Consider the following 15906-nt stretch of genomic DNA (forward strand, 5'->3'; position numbering starts at 1 on the left):
TACTGATATTAAATCATTAGAGGGAGTGAATTACTAATTCAATTTGAACAGCGCAACGTTTTGCTCACGCTGTTTTCAACCGATGAGTTTAAAGCGCGAGTTCTAAGTAGATACTGTTATGGAAAGCGCCTTGATGACGATACTTTCGGCGAAAGCACAGTGTAGGACTAAAACCATTCTTGATAAGAACTTTTTCAGAAACGGCATTATTATCCATGACTTCAGCAGTGAGCAATTTTATGCCTATGCTTTTGGCCTCCTCAATTAAAAATGAGACGCAGTGAGAAGCAATGCCCTTTCCACAATCCTTCTCTGCAACTCGATAGCCGATTTCCGCCTTGTCGCCTGCTCTATTTTTGATGTTAGCACGTGCTACAATCTGGTTATTTCGTTGCTCATCAACAAGTACATAACCCCAAGCTCTTTTCTGCTGTTGTAAGTAAAGCAATTCGCTAATGTGGTAGCCAACGCCATCCAATGAATAAAACGCTGCCTCTCTCGGTGCTATAGACAATTCAAAATAGGCTTTGTTACTACGCTCAAATTCTAAAAGTGATAGCACGTGTTTTTCGGCGACGCTTTCAAAATGCATTGGCAGTGCTACTCCTTGCTGAACCAAATGAAGAGGTATTGATTAAAAGCTCAGTCTAATACCAGCCCGCATAGATAATTACCCATAGTCGAATCAAGATAGACAAAACTTGTATCTATTTCGCTAGTGAACCGCTTTGGTAATCGTTAAATGCCTGAACAATTTCCTGCTGAGTGTTCATTACAAAAGGCCCATATTGGACCACAGGCTCTTCAATAGGTTTACCTGAGACCACTATAAATTTACAACCTGTATCAGCGGATACAGATAGCTGCTTGCCACTTTGTGACAAAACACCCAGCTCTCCCTGCGACACAATTGTTTCTTTGCTAATTTCGCTGCTATTAACGACCACGCTTCCCTCGAACACATAAATATAGGCAGCTTCATCCGAACCCAGTGTAATTTCAGAACTCCCGTTTCGTAGTGCAACGTCTAAAAAAGTAGGAGCAACCGCTGTTGTCTTCACAGGCCCTTTCACACCGTCAATTTCACCTGCTAACACTTTGATTACTGCATCTTGGATGTGTACTGAAGGCACACTATCTGGCTGTATGTCTTGATAGTTCGGCGCTGACATTTTCTCTACAGCCGGAAGATTCACCCACAGCTGAAAGCCTTGTAACAAGCCCTCCTCCTGCTCTGGCATTTCTTCATGTATTATGCCTCGGCCCGCATTCATCCATTGAATGCCACCAGCATCAATAACCCCCTCATTGCCTACAGAGTCTTTATGGCGCATTTTTCCTGCAAGCATATAAGTAACTGTCTGAAAACCACGGTGAGGATGTGGTGGAAAACCAGCAATGTATTCACCTGGATTATCTGAACCAAAAAAATCCAACATTAAAAAGGGATCGAGGCGAGGTAGTTCAGGCTGTCCGATAATACGAGTGAGCGACACGCCCGCGCCATCACTTGTTGGCATACCTGTAACCACTTTCTCTATCGATTTTTGTTCACTCACTTCCACTGACATAATGTGTATCTACCTTAAATCTTAGCCTTCACTATCTTTTACGAGCTTCACGTTTAGCTTTTTGTATTACTGACCTTTTGGGTGCTTCAACGTCCCATTTTATCGCGACCGTGAGGCGACATAAGATCTTGCTCTGGCCCAACGGGAATTACCTGCGTTGGATTTATCATAGTGTGGCTGTAGTAATAGTGCCTTTTGATATGGTCGAAGTTTACTGTTTCAGCAACACCCGGAACTTGATAAAGTTCTTTCATATAGCCGTAAATATTTGGATAGTCTGCAATTTGTTTTTTATTGCATTTAAAGTGCCCGTGATACACAGCGTCGAAGCGTATCAGCGTGGTAAATAAGCGCCAGTCAGCCTCTGTTATCTTACTTCCTACAAGATAACGTTGTTTACTTAACCTTTCCTCAACTCTATCCAGCGAATCAAACAATGCAGTTACTGCCTCTTCATAGGCCTCTTGCGTTGTAGCAAATCCAGCTTTGTACACGCCATTATTTATGTCGTGATACACCATATTGTTGATGGCATCAATTTCTTCACGTTGGGCGTTAGGATAATAATCGTCGCCATTATTAGTCAGTGAATTAAACCCACTGTTAAAAATACGGATAATTTCAGCTGATTCATTATTAACGATAGTTTCTGTCCGTTTATCCCAAAGGATTGGAACAGTGACACGGGTGGTTATCTCAGGTTCTGCCTTAGTATAAATTTGATGCGCATAATCAAAGTTATAAAGCTTATCTCCCGTTGATCCTGGGTAATCTTTAAACTCCCAGCCTTGATCAAGCATCTCAGGGTGTACCACCGAAACATCAATATGCGCCTCCAATCCCTTTAACTTTCTAAATATGAGCGCCCTGTGGGCCCAAGGACAAGCTAACGAAACGTATAGGTGATAGCGGCCTGACTCAGCCTGAAAGGTTGCGTCTTCGCTGTTGCTAATTGAGTCACGAAACTTAGATGCCTGACGTTCGAATTTGCCACCATTTTTACTGGTGTCATACCATTTATCTTGCCATTTTCCATCTACGAGTAAGCCCATATGCCTCTCCCTTTACAATATATAGTTAAACAATGATTTTATTTAAACATGTAATGGGTAGAACGTATGTTGCTTAAAATCGGATTTATTATTCGAAAAAACTGGAGTGTATTGATCTTTAGTGTTCACTTTTGAGATGATGCGCGCCCTGCTAGCGTGTTTGCACGTTTTTGTGTAAACACACGCCTTTGAGTTAGTTTATTTTTAAGTGAAGTGAAACATGTCTGATGATCCACGTTTAGGCGGTATTGTGCGTTTGTATGGCGCACAACAAACTAATAATTTAGCCAACAGTCATGTGGCTGTAGTCGGCATTGGCGGTGTGGGAAGTTGGACTGCAGAAGCACTAGCTCGTTCAGGCGTTGGTACTATAACCCTTATTGATTTAGACGATGTTTGCGTAACTAATACAAACCGCCAAATTCACGCGCTTTCCAATACTATAGGAGAAGCAAAGGTCGACGCCATTGCATCGAGAATTCACTTGATAAATCCTGCTTGCAAAGTGAATTGTATTGAGGATTTTGTCACCCCAGACAATACGGCCACACTTTTAACCAAAGAAATGCACGCTGTAGTCGATGCCACTGACAGTATTCGCGCTAAAGCGGCGATGATAGCTCACTGTAAACGCAACAAAATTCCCATTGTTACGGTTGGCGGTGCGGGCGGTCAAATAGACCCAACTCAAGTCACTAAAGGCGATTTAGCTAAAACAACACAAGATCCCCTAGCGGCTAAGCTACGCAGTGAGCTTAGACGTAACTATAACTTCAGTAAAAACCCAAAACGTCGCTTTGGCGTTGAGTGTATCTATTCAACAGAGCAATTGCGCTACCCACAACCAGACGGCTCGGTTTGTTATAACAAATCTGCAATGGAAGGTGGTACTCGACTAGACTGTGCGGGCGGCTTTGGTGCTGTGGTCACGGTAACCGCCACCTTCGGTATGTTCGCTGCTGCAAGTGTAATCAATAGATTAACTGGACAAAAATAGACTTTGGCCGATAACTTGCGCACAATAGTCAAAAACTTATAACACCTTGTCTTAACGACTTTTTAAGCGTTAGCTTGTTATAACAAAAGTATCGGTGAGAAGGAGAACAACATGTCACCTGATGAACTCAATAAATTAATGGCAGATTGCGCGAAGGACGCTGTAGTAACAGCAGCTGATGAGTTCGATATTGTACTCGACCACTCACCCGCTAGTGTAGCACTGGTGGACGACATTTTACTTAGTTTCGTAGATAAATATCACGATTTAGCGTTAGAAGATGAAGCAGTGTTCACCATCTGTAATATCTTTGGCGCTTACGTTGGAGAAATTTTAAAAGCGCAGCTAGATGGTGAATGGATTTACGATCAGTCAAATCCTAAAGCACCTGCCGTTTTTCTTCAGGTTGGTGAAAATACCTATGCCTTAGCGGGTATTTGCTATGAACGTTTGGTTAACGACAGTCAAATCAGCGTATTTGCCTACTATGAACAGGCGTTGGGAAACCACTTACGAAGCCACTAACGTTCTCACAAATTTTGCACTCAGTTTAACGTCTGTTCAATTGAGTGCATTAAACACATATCCAATAAGGATATTTTTGGAGAATGAGGTTCAGGGGTTAGGTGTTTCCCAATCCTCTACCATCCACTTTAAATGACGACTTTTTGAAATTGCGTACAAGGCTATACCGTAAAAAACGATCTTTACACCCGTAATAGTTTCAAACCCCCAGTGATGATGCATAGCGTAGTATAGCTGCACGCTTAATAGCGCCAACACACCCAATTGAGCCAGTGGTATAACCCACTTACGCCATACAAGGTACCCTTTTTTCCACAAGCGCTCTCGTTGACTTACCAAAGATAACGCAATTAACACAGGTAAACTTGCCGCTAACCCCAACCCTAACGTTTCTTTTTGTGGGTAAAAAAACGTAAGTAGCTCACTCGTTTGAGTGCGGGAAGCCAGAGAAAAGACGAACGCGAGCCAGTCAATGCATAGAAGTATAAACACGCTGTAAAGCCACCGGGGAGGTAGAATTCGCCCTGACTCATCATAAAAAGTTAGCGGTAATTTAAGCATGCATTCACTTCTATTTTGTTAATTTGAACCCTAAAGCGCATTCAAATTTGATAATGTTTATTTTCAAGAAGTGATAAACGTGGGGGTGAAAAAGGTATTTTTAAACCTTGTTCGTACTGCTTTTACAATGAAACCCGTGGCCGTTTAACCTTGTTTTCACAGTTAATGCCTAAATTACGGCTGCATTGTTAGAATGCGTCAATAATTTATATCTTGGTCGCTAATTATATATACTGCGTACAAGCGTGTTTTCCTGTATAATCCGCGGCCATTTTAAGCTCAGTCATTTTCCAGGTGATATTTTAGATGACAGTAGAAACGTTTAATCCAAACAAAGTAGTAAATAAAACCACCACGCTAGAAACGCCAGTGAAGGTATTAAGTGACAACAAACCTTCGCAACAAAGCAATGGCAGCAGAATTGGTTTTGTTAGCTTAGGTTGCCCTAAGAACTTAGTTGATTCAGAGCGTATTCTTACTCAACTTCGAACCGAAGGTTATGACGTAGTCCCTACTTATAACGATGCCGACTTGGTTATCGTTAACACCTGTGGGTTCATTGACGCGGCGGTAGAAGAGTCATTAGACACCATAGGCGAAGCACTTAAAGAAAACGGGAAAGTTATCGTTACCGGGTGTTTAGGTGTTAAAGAAGACGAAATTAGAGAGCTTCATCCAAATGTACTGGCTATCACGGGGCCTCATGCCTACGAAACGGTAGTTGAACAAGTACACGATCATCTTCCAAAACCTCAGCACAATCCGTTTGAAGATCTGATCCCTGACCATGGCGTAAAATTAACGCCTCGTCATTATGCTTACTTGAAGATTTCAGAAGGCTGTAACCACCGTTGCACGTTCTGTATCATTCCTTCTATGCGTGGCGACCTTGTTAGCCGCCCAGTGGGTAACGTACTCGATGAAGCTAAGCGTTTGAAAGAAGCTGGTGTTAAAGAGCTATTGGTTATTTCACAAGACACTAGCGCCTATGGTGTTGATGTTAAGCACAGAACGGGCTTTTGGGACGGCATGCCGGTTAAAGCACACATGCAGCAACTGTGTGAAAAGCTGGGCGAAATGGGCATTTGGGTCCGTTTACATTACGTGTACCCTTACCCGCATGTCGATGACCTAATTCCACTAATGAACGAAGGTAAAATCCTTCCTTACTTGGATATTCCGTTTCAACACGCCAACAAACGTATTCTTAAGTTAATGAAACGCCCAGGTAGTGCTGAGCGCGTATTAGAGCGCGTTAAAAAGTGGCGCGAACAGTGCCCATCATTAGTCATTCGTTCGACATTCATCGTCGGCTTTCCGGGCGAAACGGAAGAAGAGTTTGAAGAGTTATTGGACTTCCTTCGCGAAGCGCAGCTTGATCGCGTTGGTGCATTCGCCTATTCACCTGTTGAAGGAGCGAGAGCAAATGACCTCCCCGACCCAGTACCAGAAGAAGTGAAACAAGCTCGCCTTGCACGTTTTATGGAAGTACAGGGCGAAATCAGTGCCGCACGTTTACAAGCGCGGATAGGAAACGAATATCAAGTTGTTATCGACAGCGTTGATGCGGAAGGTGCCGTTGGCCGTACCTATGCAGACGCACCGGAAGTTGATGGTCTGGTTCATTTAAACGGCGTTTATGACGTAAAACCTGGCGATCGTGTATGGGCTGAAGTTATTCACGCTAACGAACACGACGTCTGGGCAGTATTGTCTGAAGACCAAGACGAAGAAGACGAAGGCGCTGATCCCGCGCTGTAACTTTCGATTAACTGCAATCTATACTCGAAAGTCATCTATTCGTTATTTTTGTAACCCTATCGGCTAATTGCCAGTCGATAGGGTTTTATGTATAACAGTCCTATACACAATTAAACAAGTAAAACTATCAACGCCATCTTCTGTGGTACGTGAATAAAATATGGCAATGTTACCCTACTCCAAACTGAAACACTGTTCCCGCCACATCTTGTCGTTTAGCATATTGCTCATTTTGACTTTTGTATTCAACCCTCGTGCACTTGCCAGTACTGAGTGTAAGACTTTACACACCGCGGGAGCACAACAGTGGTTTCCCTACGCATTTAACGAGTTTGAAGAAAGATTGAAAGCTACGGGGATAGCATTTGACGTTCTAACCCTGCTAGCACGGGATTTAGGTGTCACACTAAAGATAGAAACCGGGCTACCTTGGAAACGAATAGAATCCAAACTCGACGCGGGCGAGCTTGATATTTTGGCGGGAAACTATTGGAACGAAGCTCGTAGTCGAAAATGGCTTATCACTGCACCGTTTGCAGCAGAAGAGGTTTATGTTGTGCTTTCCCCTACACTTTCTCAAACGCGAGGTACCGATCTTTCGCTTAACGCACTCGCGCAATATATTGGTGTGATGCCTCGAGGAATAAGCTTAGGTGAAAAATTCGATAGCATTAAGTCAAACTTGAATATCATCGAAGTTAAAGACCACGACAAAATGTATGAAATGATGCGTCGACATCGCGCTGACTACGCAGTTTCTCCACAAAGCGCTGCACTAAGCCACTTGAACGCTTCAGAAAATGACGGCATGCAAATAAGCCGGTCACCTATATCATCAAACAATGTACATTTTGCTATCTCCGCCAAATCAAAGTGCGCATCACTATTTCCAGAGTTTAACCAAGCTCTTAGTGCTCGTTTAAATGACGGGTCTGTTAAGCAAATAATTGATACGTATGATTTAACGCGCTAAAGCAAGGACGCATTGAAACGATGTAGTTAAGGACACATGCAGTTTAAGACAGGTGTAGTTTAAAAGTAAAAGAGCGCTTTTCGTAAGCGCTCTGTTGGTGTGATACATTATTGATGGAGTTTGTGGCAAGCCAACATTAAACCTACCAAGGCAACTCATCACCATTTGAATGGATGAAGCGACCTGCGTTAGATACATTTAACTCATCTATACGATGTGACAAGCGTTCAGCGCAGGTATCAGCATCAATATCTCCCGCTCCATTGACCATTTCTGTTTGAACGAATCCAGGATGGAAAATACCTACTGCAATCCCCTTGGGTTTCAGATCATTCGCCATTGAAACTCCCGCAGCGTTTAGTGCGGCTTTGGACATTCGGTAGCCATAGTAGCCGCCTGAACCATTGTCTGCCATTGAACCCATGCGACTGGTAATCATGGCAATTTTACCGTCTTTTGCCATTGCGGGTAATAGTGTTTGAGTAACTAACAATGGACCTAATGCATTAACTCTAAATTGATAATCGATGGTATTTGGATCCCAATCGTTAATACTCTCGCGTCCGAGCACTCCGGCATTATTAATGAGCAAATCGATGTTAACATCCATTAAAGGTGCAAGCTTTTCAGCCAGCATTTCTGGTTGGGATACATCCACACCTTTGATGATTGTCACACCTGCACTGTTTAGCTCGTCGCAACTGTTTCGACAGGTAGCATAAACTTTCGCACCACGTGCTTTATATTGCTTGGTGAGCGCAAGGCCTATGCCTCTGTTGCCACCGGTAATAACTACGTTCATAACGGTTCCCTTGTTACTTTGTGTATGCGTTTAAAAGGTTTCACTCACCTTTTACAAGAACTGGCTGTTTAGATAAGGCTTCTTGCTAATTTACTACACAGCGTCAGCCCTATTTCAGCACTCATTTCTCACTAACTTATAGTCTTTAAAAGACGTTCTAGATCTTCCGGGGTATCAATTCCAACTGGCGGTGGAGCTATCGCCACCTCACAGTGAATCTTATCGCCATACCATATAGCTCGAAGCTGTTCTAAAGATTCAATTTGCTCCAGAGAGCTAGGCGCATAGGCAACATATTGCTTAACGTATTCAGCACGATAGGCATAAATACCTATATGGCGTTTGTACAGTGACGTATTTGCAGATTGCGGGTTTGCCATCATGTGATCGCGTTCAAAAGGAATAGGAGAACGTGAAAAATAGATAGATTCACCCTTTTCGTTTACCAACACCTTAACGATATTGGGGTTAAACACATCCTCAACACGTTCAATAGACGTAGATAACGTAGCCATCTGGCACTGAGGCGCATTGGCAAGATTTTCTGCAACCTGCCTGATGTTTTCGGCGGGAATAAATGGCTCATCCCCCTGTACGTTAACCACAATAGTAGAACTCGCAATGCCTTCTTTTTCGATAACCTCGGCAATACGCTCTGTTCCAGATTGGTGGTTGACAGACGTCATGCATACTTGAGCAAAACCAAGCACGACGTTTTGAATACGTTCATCGTCGGTGGCAACGATAACGTTATCGGCTCCAGCTTCTTTAGCACGTTCAACCACATGTTGAATCATCGGCTTTCCGTCAATAAGCGCTAAGGGTTTGCCAGGAAACCGACTTGAGCCGTATCGAGCAGGGATCACAACTGTAAATGACATAACTTTATATCGCCCTTATTTACCACTTAGTTTAACGTTTTATTACCGTGTTGCGTCTACATCGTCTAACGACAATGCCGTTGCTTTACTTTCGATAAGTACAGGGATGCCATCTTTAATATCGAAAGCCAATCTATCAAATCGACACACTAACTGGGTGCTATCATCACTCAGAACTAATTTTCCCTTACACACTGGGCAAGCCAAAACTTCTAAAAGCTTTTTATCAAAGGCCATTGTTATTATTCCTGTCCGTCTTGGTTGATCTTCAAACCTGCCTTGGCAAGTTTCACATTTATTAAATTAAAAAAGTCTGGCGCTAAATGCGCGGTAACAGGTAAAAACCAGCAGTCGTTATGAGCAAAAGGCGCAGCTTTAACGGCGTCTTTTTCTGTCATTAACACTCTGCCGTTCGGTATGTCTGACCGTGTGATCGCATGGTGATCCGCCAGCGGTGTAGACGAAGAAAGCTGAATACCCATTTCTTTAAGCTGAGAGAAAAATCGCTGAGGTGAACCTATTCCAGCAATTGCACTGCACGGCACTTTTTGTATCTCTTCAAGGGGACTGGTTCTTACTCTGTTTGAAACAGAGGTGAAGTCCCCTGCTACTAAGGTCATTAAATATTGAGGCGCTACAGCATGGCTAAATGTCGGCATTGAACGGCTATTATGTACAAGCGCATCAACGGCACCAAGGCGCCATTGTCCTTCGCGAAGGGGCCCCATTGGCAGCAAATAACCACTGCCTACTTTTCTATCGTCCATCACTACAATTTCAACGTCGCGATGAAGCGCGTAATGTTGAAGACCGTCATCACAAATAATTAAATCGCAGTGTAATTTGTCACTTAAGTACGCGGCTCCACGCGCGCGGACTGGATCGATAACAACGTCGCACTGGCTTCTAATGGCCAGTAAACGAGGTTCGTCACCCACTTCAGACGCATCATCTTCGCCTTTCACTAATCGCGGGTATTCTGGTGATTTAGCACCATAGCCACGACTTAAAATACCGACCTTAATGCCCTGCTTCTGGTAATAATCGGCTAAAGCTAATACGACTGGTGTTTTGCCGTTGCCGCCCACTGATATGTTGCCAACGACAATCACGGGAGCATTAGCCTTAAATGCTTTTTTGAGTCCAATTTTAAAAAGTAACCGGCGAATTGCCGAAATAAAGTAGAACAGCAGCGCAAATGGTGACAGCAGCCACACTAAAGGATGGCCGAAGTACCATTTATCGTGCTTGGTTTTACTTTGTGATTGACTCACTTAGTCTCACCAAATTGCAACGCGTGCAGTTGCGCGTAGTGACCACCTTTTTCAAGCAATTCGTTGTGTTTACCTTTTTCAATAATGCGCCCCTGCTCCACTACCATAATGCAATCTGCGTTTTCGATGGTAGACAAACGGTGCGCCACAACAATGCTGGTGCATCGTTTTTGCAGCGTTTCTAATGCATCTTGGATCAAACGCTCAGATTCTGTATCAAGGGCAGATGTCGCTTCGTCAAGAATAAGTATGGGAGCATCGGCGAGTATCGCCCGCGCAATGGCAATACGCTGACGCTGACCACCCGAAAGCATTAAGCCGTTTTCACCAATAACCGTATCTAACCCTTCTGGTAAGTTTGATAAGAACTCTTCGACATGCGCCATCTTTGCCGCATTCTCGATGTCTTTACGTGATACGTTTTGGCGCGCACCATAAGCAATATTGTTAGCTATGGTATCGTTAAACAGCGTAACGTTTTGCGATACCACGGCAAACTGCGCCCGCAGATCTTTAAGATCAATATCGTTGAGCGCCGTGTCATCCAAGCGAATTTCACCTTCTTGCGGCACGTAAAAGCGTGTAAGCAGCGACGAGATGGTCGATTTACCACTACCCGAGCGCCCTACCAAAGCAATCGACTGCCCTGGGTATGCAGTAAAGCTCACACTAGATAACGCAGGCGTCTGCTTTCCAGGGTAAGAGAATGTAACGTCGTCAAATTCAATTTTTCCTGTTGCGCGCTCTACTTTGGTTTGCCCTTTATCTTCTTCGTCAGCTTCATCAAGAATTTCAAAAATACTGGCGCAGGCTGCCATACCTTTTTGAAATTGGTTATTGATGGTAGTGAGCTGTTTAAGAGGTTTAAGCAGCATCACCATACAAAAGACCACATTAATAAATACGCCTGCTGTAAGCTTTTCAAGCATACCGGGCGTGCTGGCAATAAACAGAACAACGGCAAGGGCAATTGACGCTATTACTTGTATTGAAGACACACTCAAAATAGAAGTGACATTAAGCTTCATCGACTGTTGACGGTTGTGATTGTTTTTCTGCTCGAAACGCTTTTGCTCTATTTCTTGACCGCCAAACATGATCACAACTTTGTGACCTTTCACCGCTTGCTCTACCGACGATGTTAGGTTGCCCATTGATTGTTGAATGTTTTTACTTACAACGCGAAAACGCTTGCTGACGATAGAAACAATCACCGCCACAATGGGGCCAATTAAAAGAAATATGAGCGAAAGCTGCCATGAGTAATAGAACATGACACACAGTAAACCGATGACCAGTGCGCCTTCTCTCACCAACGTTAGCAGCGCCTTACCAGAGGCATTAGCCACTTGCTCTGTGTCGTAGGTGACTTTACTGATAAGCCCGCCAACCGCATGATTATCGTGAAATGCCACTGGAAGATGAATGTATTTTTCAAACAACTGCTGGCGCATGCGCATAACCACTTGAGCACCAATCCAGCTTAGCGTGTAACTACCTAAAAAGTTGAAAACACCCCGTAACAAAAACAGCGGCACAATCGCATAGGCGGCTAGACGTAGATAGTCATGGTCGTTTTTCCCTAATGATTCATCAATCATTGGCTGAAGCTGGGAAAATACGAAGGTATCTACCGCGGAATAACCAATCATACCGATGATGGCAAAAACGAAAGGCACTTTATACGCTTTTAGGTACTGTAAAAAGCGCTTAATTTGATAATCCGAGTTGTCGGCTTGTTGCATGTAGTTTTTTTAACCTGTTTGAAACGTTAACAAAAACGCGTTGGAAGTATTGTACTCGTTCTCGCTCTAATTCACTAATATAGCGGCAAAATTGGTTAGTCTGCCAACTAAGTGAATAATGTGTGGCCACTTCATACCTATTTAAAGGTATTCGTGCACATCTTCGTTTCGTTACAAGCTAATATTTTTTGGCATTTGGCGATATTACTTAGTCTTTGAGGTGTCGTGGTGCTATGCCTGGTAAATACCAGCGATTATTCAACGTTCCACGTTGGGAATCTATATGAAAAGAGTCCTTATCGAAGGTTGCGCTTATATATCCGTGATAGCTTGTTAAATATTGCGTTACGCCCAAACGCTCGTAACGTTTAGCCACAACATACGCAGGAAACTGCCATCGATTCTCATAACCTTGCGTAAAGATCACAGCTTTTGGTGCAACGTGCTCTATAAAAACATTAGTAGAAGACGTTTTGCTTCCGTGATGCGGCGCAATAAGAATGTCGGCACTTAGATTTGTAGAACTCGCTAAAGTATCCATTGAAGCCCCCTCTGAGAAACCATCCATGATTTCACGGGTTATCAACGCATACTCACTTGTTTTCTCAATGTCACCAGGAATTAACACGCTACCCGAGTCGCTTGTTATTTTAACCACACACGACATGGCATTGTTGTCTTCTTTGTTGCCATTTGGCGGCCATAGAAAATTAATTGTTAAATTCTGCCAGCGTATACGCTTTCCTCGCTCACAACCTAATGTTGGCGTGTAGAAAGTGGCTTTTTTAGCTAAGGCGTGTTGTTCAATGGCTACTGCGCCACCTGCATGATCGTTGTCACTATGAGTATGTACTACAACATCTATATTTGAAATATGCTTACTTTCCAAAAAAGGTAACAGATGTTTTCTTGCAGTATGAGCATTGCCATTAAACTGAGCGCCAGAATCAATAATCATAGCCCGACCTCCCGCAGTCACCGCAATAGCACTGGCCTGGCCCGCATCAAATACATGCAGCGCCCATATCGATTCATTGATAGGTAACCACTTTTGAAAAATGCTTAGCGATGGAAGCAAGAGAAGCGCTACGCAGATAGCTTTGTACCGCCATGTTGGCAAAAGAAAAATAAACAAAGCGACAATTAGACAAAGTGCCGCACCACTACCTATGTAAAAATTGATAGCGCTCCCAGAAAACTGATTAAGTACCTTCAAAAGCGATAACAAATACCCTAAACACACATCACTGTAATGCAAAAGCACACCCGTAACTTGTTGTGCGAAAGGCAACTCAGCAAAATGAAGGACTAACAACGAAATTAAACAAATAGGTAAAAGTAACGATATGACGGGCAAGGCGATTAAGTTGGTAACAACTGCAATAAAACTGGCGCTACCAAACCATATTAGGGTTAGGGGCATCATTATTACGGTAAGCGCTACTTGTAGTTTAAACAAAGACACATACCAGGGTGCTCGCTGTAGCCCCCAAACAACAACTAAAAACCAAATGCACAGTACAGCCCCTATGCTCAAGTAAAAGCTAGCGCTTAATATAGAAAGAGGAAACAGCAACAAGCTCAAAGTAAGCATTGTCAACGCAACATTTACTGGCCGCCATGCATGTCGAGAAAGAGACAGCACGCACCCCATAGTTACCAGTATCAGCGCACGCACAACCGGCAATGCGCTTCCACTAAGCAACGCGTAACAAAAACAAGCAGCGATAAGCACACAAAGTACAGAGGCTCTAATTGGCGCGCAGGTTTGAAACAACTCATTTATTTGCTGCTCTTTGTTCTTTTGACCTGTTGCCGGATAGTTGATGGAGGCTGAACGTATTAACCAATACTTCGCTCCGCCTAATAGGCTTGTAACATGCGTGAGTAAAAATATAACGGGGTTAAAAAACAATAAGCAACCCCCAGCGATAAGTGATAGATGCATGCCTGATATACTAAACATGTGTCCAGTGCCGGTGCGTTGTAACAGCGTCCAATCACCCAACGTAAAGCCCGTTTTATCCCCTAGCAGCAATGCGCGCCACCATTTTTCATGAACAAGGTCTAGCTTCTGCAATGTTGTAGCAAGTTCATAACGCACTGAGTGATTATGCTTTGTTTTATCGTGCTCTATCGACTTGATATATCCAGTTGCATGAATAAATTGGCTAACCAACTGCTGTTGTCGGCTAGCTCCAACAGGATTAGCCGTACCGTATGCAGGTTTAAGTTTTACAATTGCGGTGAAGGTATCGCCGTTGTGCAAACAATTTAATTTCACCTGGGACGGAGAAACTGATTGAGGCCGCACGCCTTTAGTTCCTTGTTGAGCGTATGCGATTTTCTTATTGGCTAAGCTTTCTCTTTTTAGATCATTTGGGAATTCATAATGTTGGTGAGTAAGACGAGCTTTGAAATTAAACGTGCTAGTTAAAACACGCTTAGGCAAGGGGGAAAGTATACCCTTGTCTAGAAATGTCGCTGTGCTTTCACGGTTGACCGACTCAATAGCAACAACATACTGATAAGTCGCATCCGGCGTACTAGCAGTGCCGAAGACACATCCCCCCGACACAACTCGACCTGAAATTGTGACATCTTGTTGAATTTTCCCTTGGGGCAGTTGCCAAGCGTAGTAAAAATGCCCTACACTCGCCACCCAAAGTACTCCAGACAGCATCCCGCTCACTGCCCAACATAGCAGCACCTCTGGAAATACATGATGTTCAGCGGGTTTTGTGGTCGAAATGAATATGATAATAGTCACAGATATTATTAAAATGGCAATCATCAATGCCATGCTGTGAGTACTTGGAAGTTTTTGCCAGGAAACTGCACTTATTGCGCTAGCGCAAAAACAGCTTAAGCAAATTGTGATACGATTGACCATGTTTTCACGTAGCAATTGACAGTGAGTAAATGTGGATGGTGCAAATTCATGTTGCGCAGTTCCGTTTACTGTTATTTTTTCTGTCTTTTTTGATTTTATTTTCGAGATGCATTGATATTTATGCCTAAGAAATTTATCCGACGTTTTTTGCCAGATCACCAAAGTATTAAGCAAAACAAAGCTTTAAAAATTTTTGGTAGCGTATTGCACGAGCCCAACCTTTGGCACTTAAACCGTCGTTCTGCATCTGGTGCATTTGGCATAGGTTTATTTTTCGCGTTTTGGCCGGTACCGTTTCAAATGTGGCTTTCTGCCGGTTTAGCTATTCCATTTCGCGCAAACCTTCCCTTATCTGTTGCAACTGTTTGGGTGACTAACCCATTTACTATTCCGCCTATATTCTATGGGGCATACAAGGTTGGTACTACTGTACTTGGGACTAAGCCTGAGCATTTTGAATTTCAGTTTAGTTGGCAGTGGGTTGTAGAAAGCATTAATACCATCGGCCCTGCATTTCTAGTCGGGTGTGGAATTTGCTCGGTTGTGTTTGGACTAGCGGGTTATTTCTCTTTGAACTGGGTTTGGCGCTTTCAAGTGAAAAAAGCCTGGGAAAGACGCAGACAAATGCGGAATCAAGAAGCCCACTAGCGTGAGAGCCCTACACTTATGGGTTTGTAGAAATATTTACCTTTTTTCAAGCCCCTTACAACGTTCAGTACAAAATACGTCGTAAAAGAAAGAGCAAGAATTACAAAAAAACGCCACTTCATAGAAGTGGCGTTTTTTTATTGGTAACAATCAATATAAGTTCGGCGTTAAACTACTAAGGAAAACCATTACGCCGAGCTCTCTTATTGAATTTAAGCCAAGC

15 protein-coding genes are annotated in these 15906 nt (G+C 43.3%); 5 read left to right on the top strand and 10 right to left on the bottom strand.

What is annotated here, in order from left to right; all coding sequences use genetic code 11:
• Positions 1 to 88: 88 nt before the first annotated feature.
• The 3 genes from ACXAGV_RS16555 to ACXAGV_RS16565 all read right to left on the bottom strand — a co-directional run bounded on the left by ACXAGV_RS16555 (position 89) and on the right by ACXAGV_RS16565 (position 2623).
• Positions 89 to 592 (bottom strand): GNAT family N-acetyltransferase, encoded by a 504-nt coding sequence (locus tag ACXAGV_RS16555; RefSeq protein WP_474874185.1) that lies wholly within the window; start codon positions 590 to 592, stop codon positions 89 to 91.
• Between the two features lie 115 nt (positions 593 to 707).
• On the bottom strand, positions 708 to 1571 hold the full coding sequence (locus ACXAGV_RS16560) for a pirin family protein (RefSeq protein ID WP_474874186.1): 864 nt from the start codon (positions 1569 to 1571) through the stop codon (positions 708 to 710).
• A gap of 86 nt (positions 1572 to 1657) precedes the next feature.
• Complete coding sequence (locus ACXAGV_RS16565; RefSeq protein WP_474874187.1) at positions 1658 to 2623, bottom strand: glutathione S-transferase family protein; 966 nt, start codon at positions 2621 to 2623, stop codon at positions 1658 to 1660.
• Between the two features lie 220 nt (positions 2624 to 2843).
• Here ACXAGV_RS16565 and tcdA point away from each other — a divergent pair, with 220 nt between their 5' ends.
• The gene (gene tcdA, locus ACXAGV_RS16570) at positions 2844 to 3620 is read left to right on the top strand and encodes a tRNA cyclic N6-threonylcarbamoyladenosine(37) synthase TcdA (RefSeq protein WP_474874188.1); all 777 of its coding nucleotides are present in this window, start codon (positions 2844 to 2846) and stop codon (positions 3618 to 3620) included.
• A 111-nt stretch (positions 3621 to 3731) separates the two neighbouring features.
• Positions 3732 to 4145 carry a hypothetical protein gene (locus tag ACXAGV_RS16575; RefSeq protein ID WP_014949436.1) on the top strand — a complete coding sequence of 138 codons (414 nt, stop codon included), beginning with the start codon at positions 3732 to 3734 and terminating at the stop codon, positions 4143 to 4145.
• A 90-nt stretch (positions 4146 to 4235) separates the two neighbouring features.
• Here the strand turns inward: ACXAGV_RS16575 and ACXAGV_RS16580 are convergent, their stop codons facing one another.
• Positions 4236 to 4706: a DUF2919 family protein gene (locus ACXAGV_RS16580; protein WP_474874189.1), complete on the bottom strand. Its 471-nt coding sequence runs from the start codon at positions 4704 to 4706 to the stop codon at positions 4236 to 4238.
• Between the two features lie 306 nt (positions 4707 to 5012).
• Between ACXAGV_RS16580 and rimO the strand changes: the two genes are divergently transcribed.
• Both rimO and ACXAGV_RS16590 read left to right on the top strand, forming a co-directional pair.
• The gene (gene rimO, locus ACXAGV_RS16585) at positions 5013 to 6467 is read left to right on the top strand and encodes a 30S ribosomal protein S12 methylthiotransferase RimO (RefSeq protein WP_474874190.1); all 1455 of its coding nucleotides are present in this window, start codon (positions 5013 to 5015) and stop codon (positions 6465 to 6467) included.
• Positions 6468 to 6699: 232 nt separating this feature from the next.
• Entirely contained in the window at positions 6700 to 7440 is a 741-nt protein-coding gene (locus ACXAGV_RS16590; RefSeq protein WP_474874191.1) for a substrate-binding periplasmic protein, read from the top strand.
• A gap of 142 nt (positions 7441 to 7582) precedes the next feature.
• Here ACXAGV_RS16590 and ACXAGV_RS16595 read toward each other — a convergent pair whose 3' ends face one another.
• The 6 genes from ACXAGV_RS16595 to ACXAGV_RS16620 all read right to left on the bottom strand — a co-directional run bounded on the left by ACXAGV_RS16595 (position 7583) and on the right by ACXAGV_RS16620 (position 14945).
• Positions 7583 to 8242 carry an SDR family oxidoreductase gene (locus ACXAGV_RS16595; protein ID WP_474874192.1) on the bottom strand — a complete coding sequence of 220 codons (660 nt, stop codon included), beginning with the start codon at positions 8240 to 8242 and terminating at the stop codon, positions 7583 to 7585.
• A gap of 131 nt (positions 8243 to 8373) precedes the next feature.
• Positions 8374 to 9123, bottom strand: a complete 750-nt coding sequence (gene kdsB, locus ACXAGV_RS16600) for a 3-deoxy-manno-octulosonate cytidylyltransferase (protein ID WP_474874193.1) — start codon at positions 9121 to 9123, stop codon at positions 8374 to 8376.
• Positions 9124 to 9165: 42 nt separating this feature from the next.
• Positions 9166 to 9360 carry a Trm112 family protein gene (locus ACXAGV_RS16605; RefSeq protein WP_014949430.1) on the bottom strand — a complete coding sequence of 65 codons (195 nt, stop codon included), beginning with the start codon at positions 9358 to 9360 and terminating at the stop codon, positions 9166 to 9168.
• A gap of 5 nt (positions 9361 to 9365) precedes the next feature.
• Positions 9366 to 10397: a tetraacyldisaccharide 4'-kinase gene (lpxK, locus tag ACXAGV_RS16610; RefSeq protein ID WP_474874194.1), complete on the bottom strand. Its 1032-nt coding sequence runs from the start codon at positions 10395 to 10397 to the stop codon at positions 9366 to 9368.
• Entirely contained in the window at positions 10394 to 12142 is a 1749-nt protein-coding gene (msbA, locus tag ACXAGV_RS16615; RefSeq protein ID WP_474874195.1) for a lipid A export permease/ATP-binding protein MsbA, read from the bottom strand. The genes lpxK and msbA overlap by 4 nt, the downstream gene beginning before the upstream one ends.
• Positions 12143 to 12350: 208 nt before the next feature.
• Positions 12351 to 14945 (bottom strand): DNA internalization-related competence protein ComEC/Rec2, encoded by a 2595-nt coding sequence (locus ACXAGV_RS16620; protein ID WP_474874196.1) that lies wholly within the window; start codon positions 14943 to 14945, stop codon positions 12351 to 12353.
• 210 nt (positions 14946 to 15155) lie between these two features.
• Between ACXAGV_RS16620 and ACXAGV_RS16625 the strand changes: the two genes are divergently transcribed.
• Positions 15156 to 15683, top strand: a complete 528-nt coding sequence (locus ACXAGV_RS16625; protein WP_014949426.1) for a DUF2062 domain-containing protein — start codon at positions 15156 to 15158, stop codon at positions 15681 to 15683.
• Positions 15684 to 15906 lie beyond the last annotated feature (223 nt).

The organism is Alteromonas sp. ABH4_453 (assembly GCF_056160665.1).

What these genes read in the sequence shown, in the direction of transcription:
- ACXAGV_RS16595 (WP_474874192.1), bottom strand. Translation starts at nt 8,242, where the DNA reads ATGAACGTAGTTATTACCGGTGGCAACAGAGGCATAGGCCTTGCGCTC.
- tcdA (WP_474874188.1), top strand. Translation starts at nt 2,844, where the DNA reads ATGTCTGATGATCCACGTTTAGGCGGTATTGTGCGTTTGTATGGCGCA.
- rimO (WP_474874190.1), top strand. Translation starts at nt 5,013, where the DNA reads ATGACAGTAGAAACGTTTAATCCAAACAAAGTAGTAAATAAAACCACC.
- ACXAGV_RS16625 (WP_014949426.1), top strand. Translation starts at nt 15,156, where the DNA reads ATGCCTAAGAAATTTATCCGACGTTTTTTGCCAGATCACCAAAGTATT.
- ACXAGV_RS16605 (WP_014949430.1), bottom strand. Translation starts at nt 9,360, where the DNA reads ATGGCCTTTGATAAAAAGCTTTTAGAAGTTTTGGCTTGCCCAGTGTGT.
- ACXAGV_RS16580 (WP_474874189.1), bottom strand. Translation starts at nt 4,706, where the DNA reads ATGCTTAAATTACCGCTAACTTTTTATGATGAGTCAGGGCGAATTCTA.
- kdsB (WP_474874193.1), bottom strand. Translation starts at nt 9,123, where the DNA reads ATGTCATTTACAGTTGTGATCCCTGCTCGATACGGCTCAAGTCGGTTT.
- ACXAGV_RS16565 (WP_474874187.1), bottom strand. Translation starts at nt 2,623, where the DNA reads ATGGGCTTACTCGTAGATGGAAAATGGCAAGATAAATGGTATGACACC.
- ACXAGV_RS16555 (WP_474874185.1), bottom strand. Translation starts at nt 592, where the DNA reads ATGCATTTTGAAAGCGTCGCCGAAAAACACGTGCTATCACTTTTAGAA.
- ACXAGV_RS16560 (WP_474874186.1), bottom strand. Translation starts at nt 1,571, where the DNA reads ATGTCAGTGGAAGTGAGTGAACAAAAATCGATAGAGAAAGTGGTTACA.
- ACXAGV_RS16620 (WP_474874196.1), bottom strand. Translation starts at nt 14,945, where the DNA reads ATGGCATTGATGATTGCCATTTTAATAATATCTGTGACTATTATCATA.
- ACXAGV_RS16575 (WP_014949436.1), top strand. Translation starts at nt 3,732, where the DNA reads ATGTCACCTGATGAACTCAATAAATTAATGGCAGATTGCGCGAAGGAC.
- msbA (WP_474874195.1), bottom strand. Translation starts at nt 12,142, where the DNA reads ATGCAACAAGCCGACAACTCGGATTATCAAATTAAGCGCTTTTTACAG.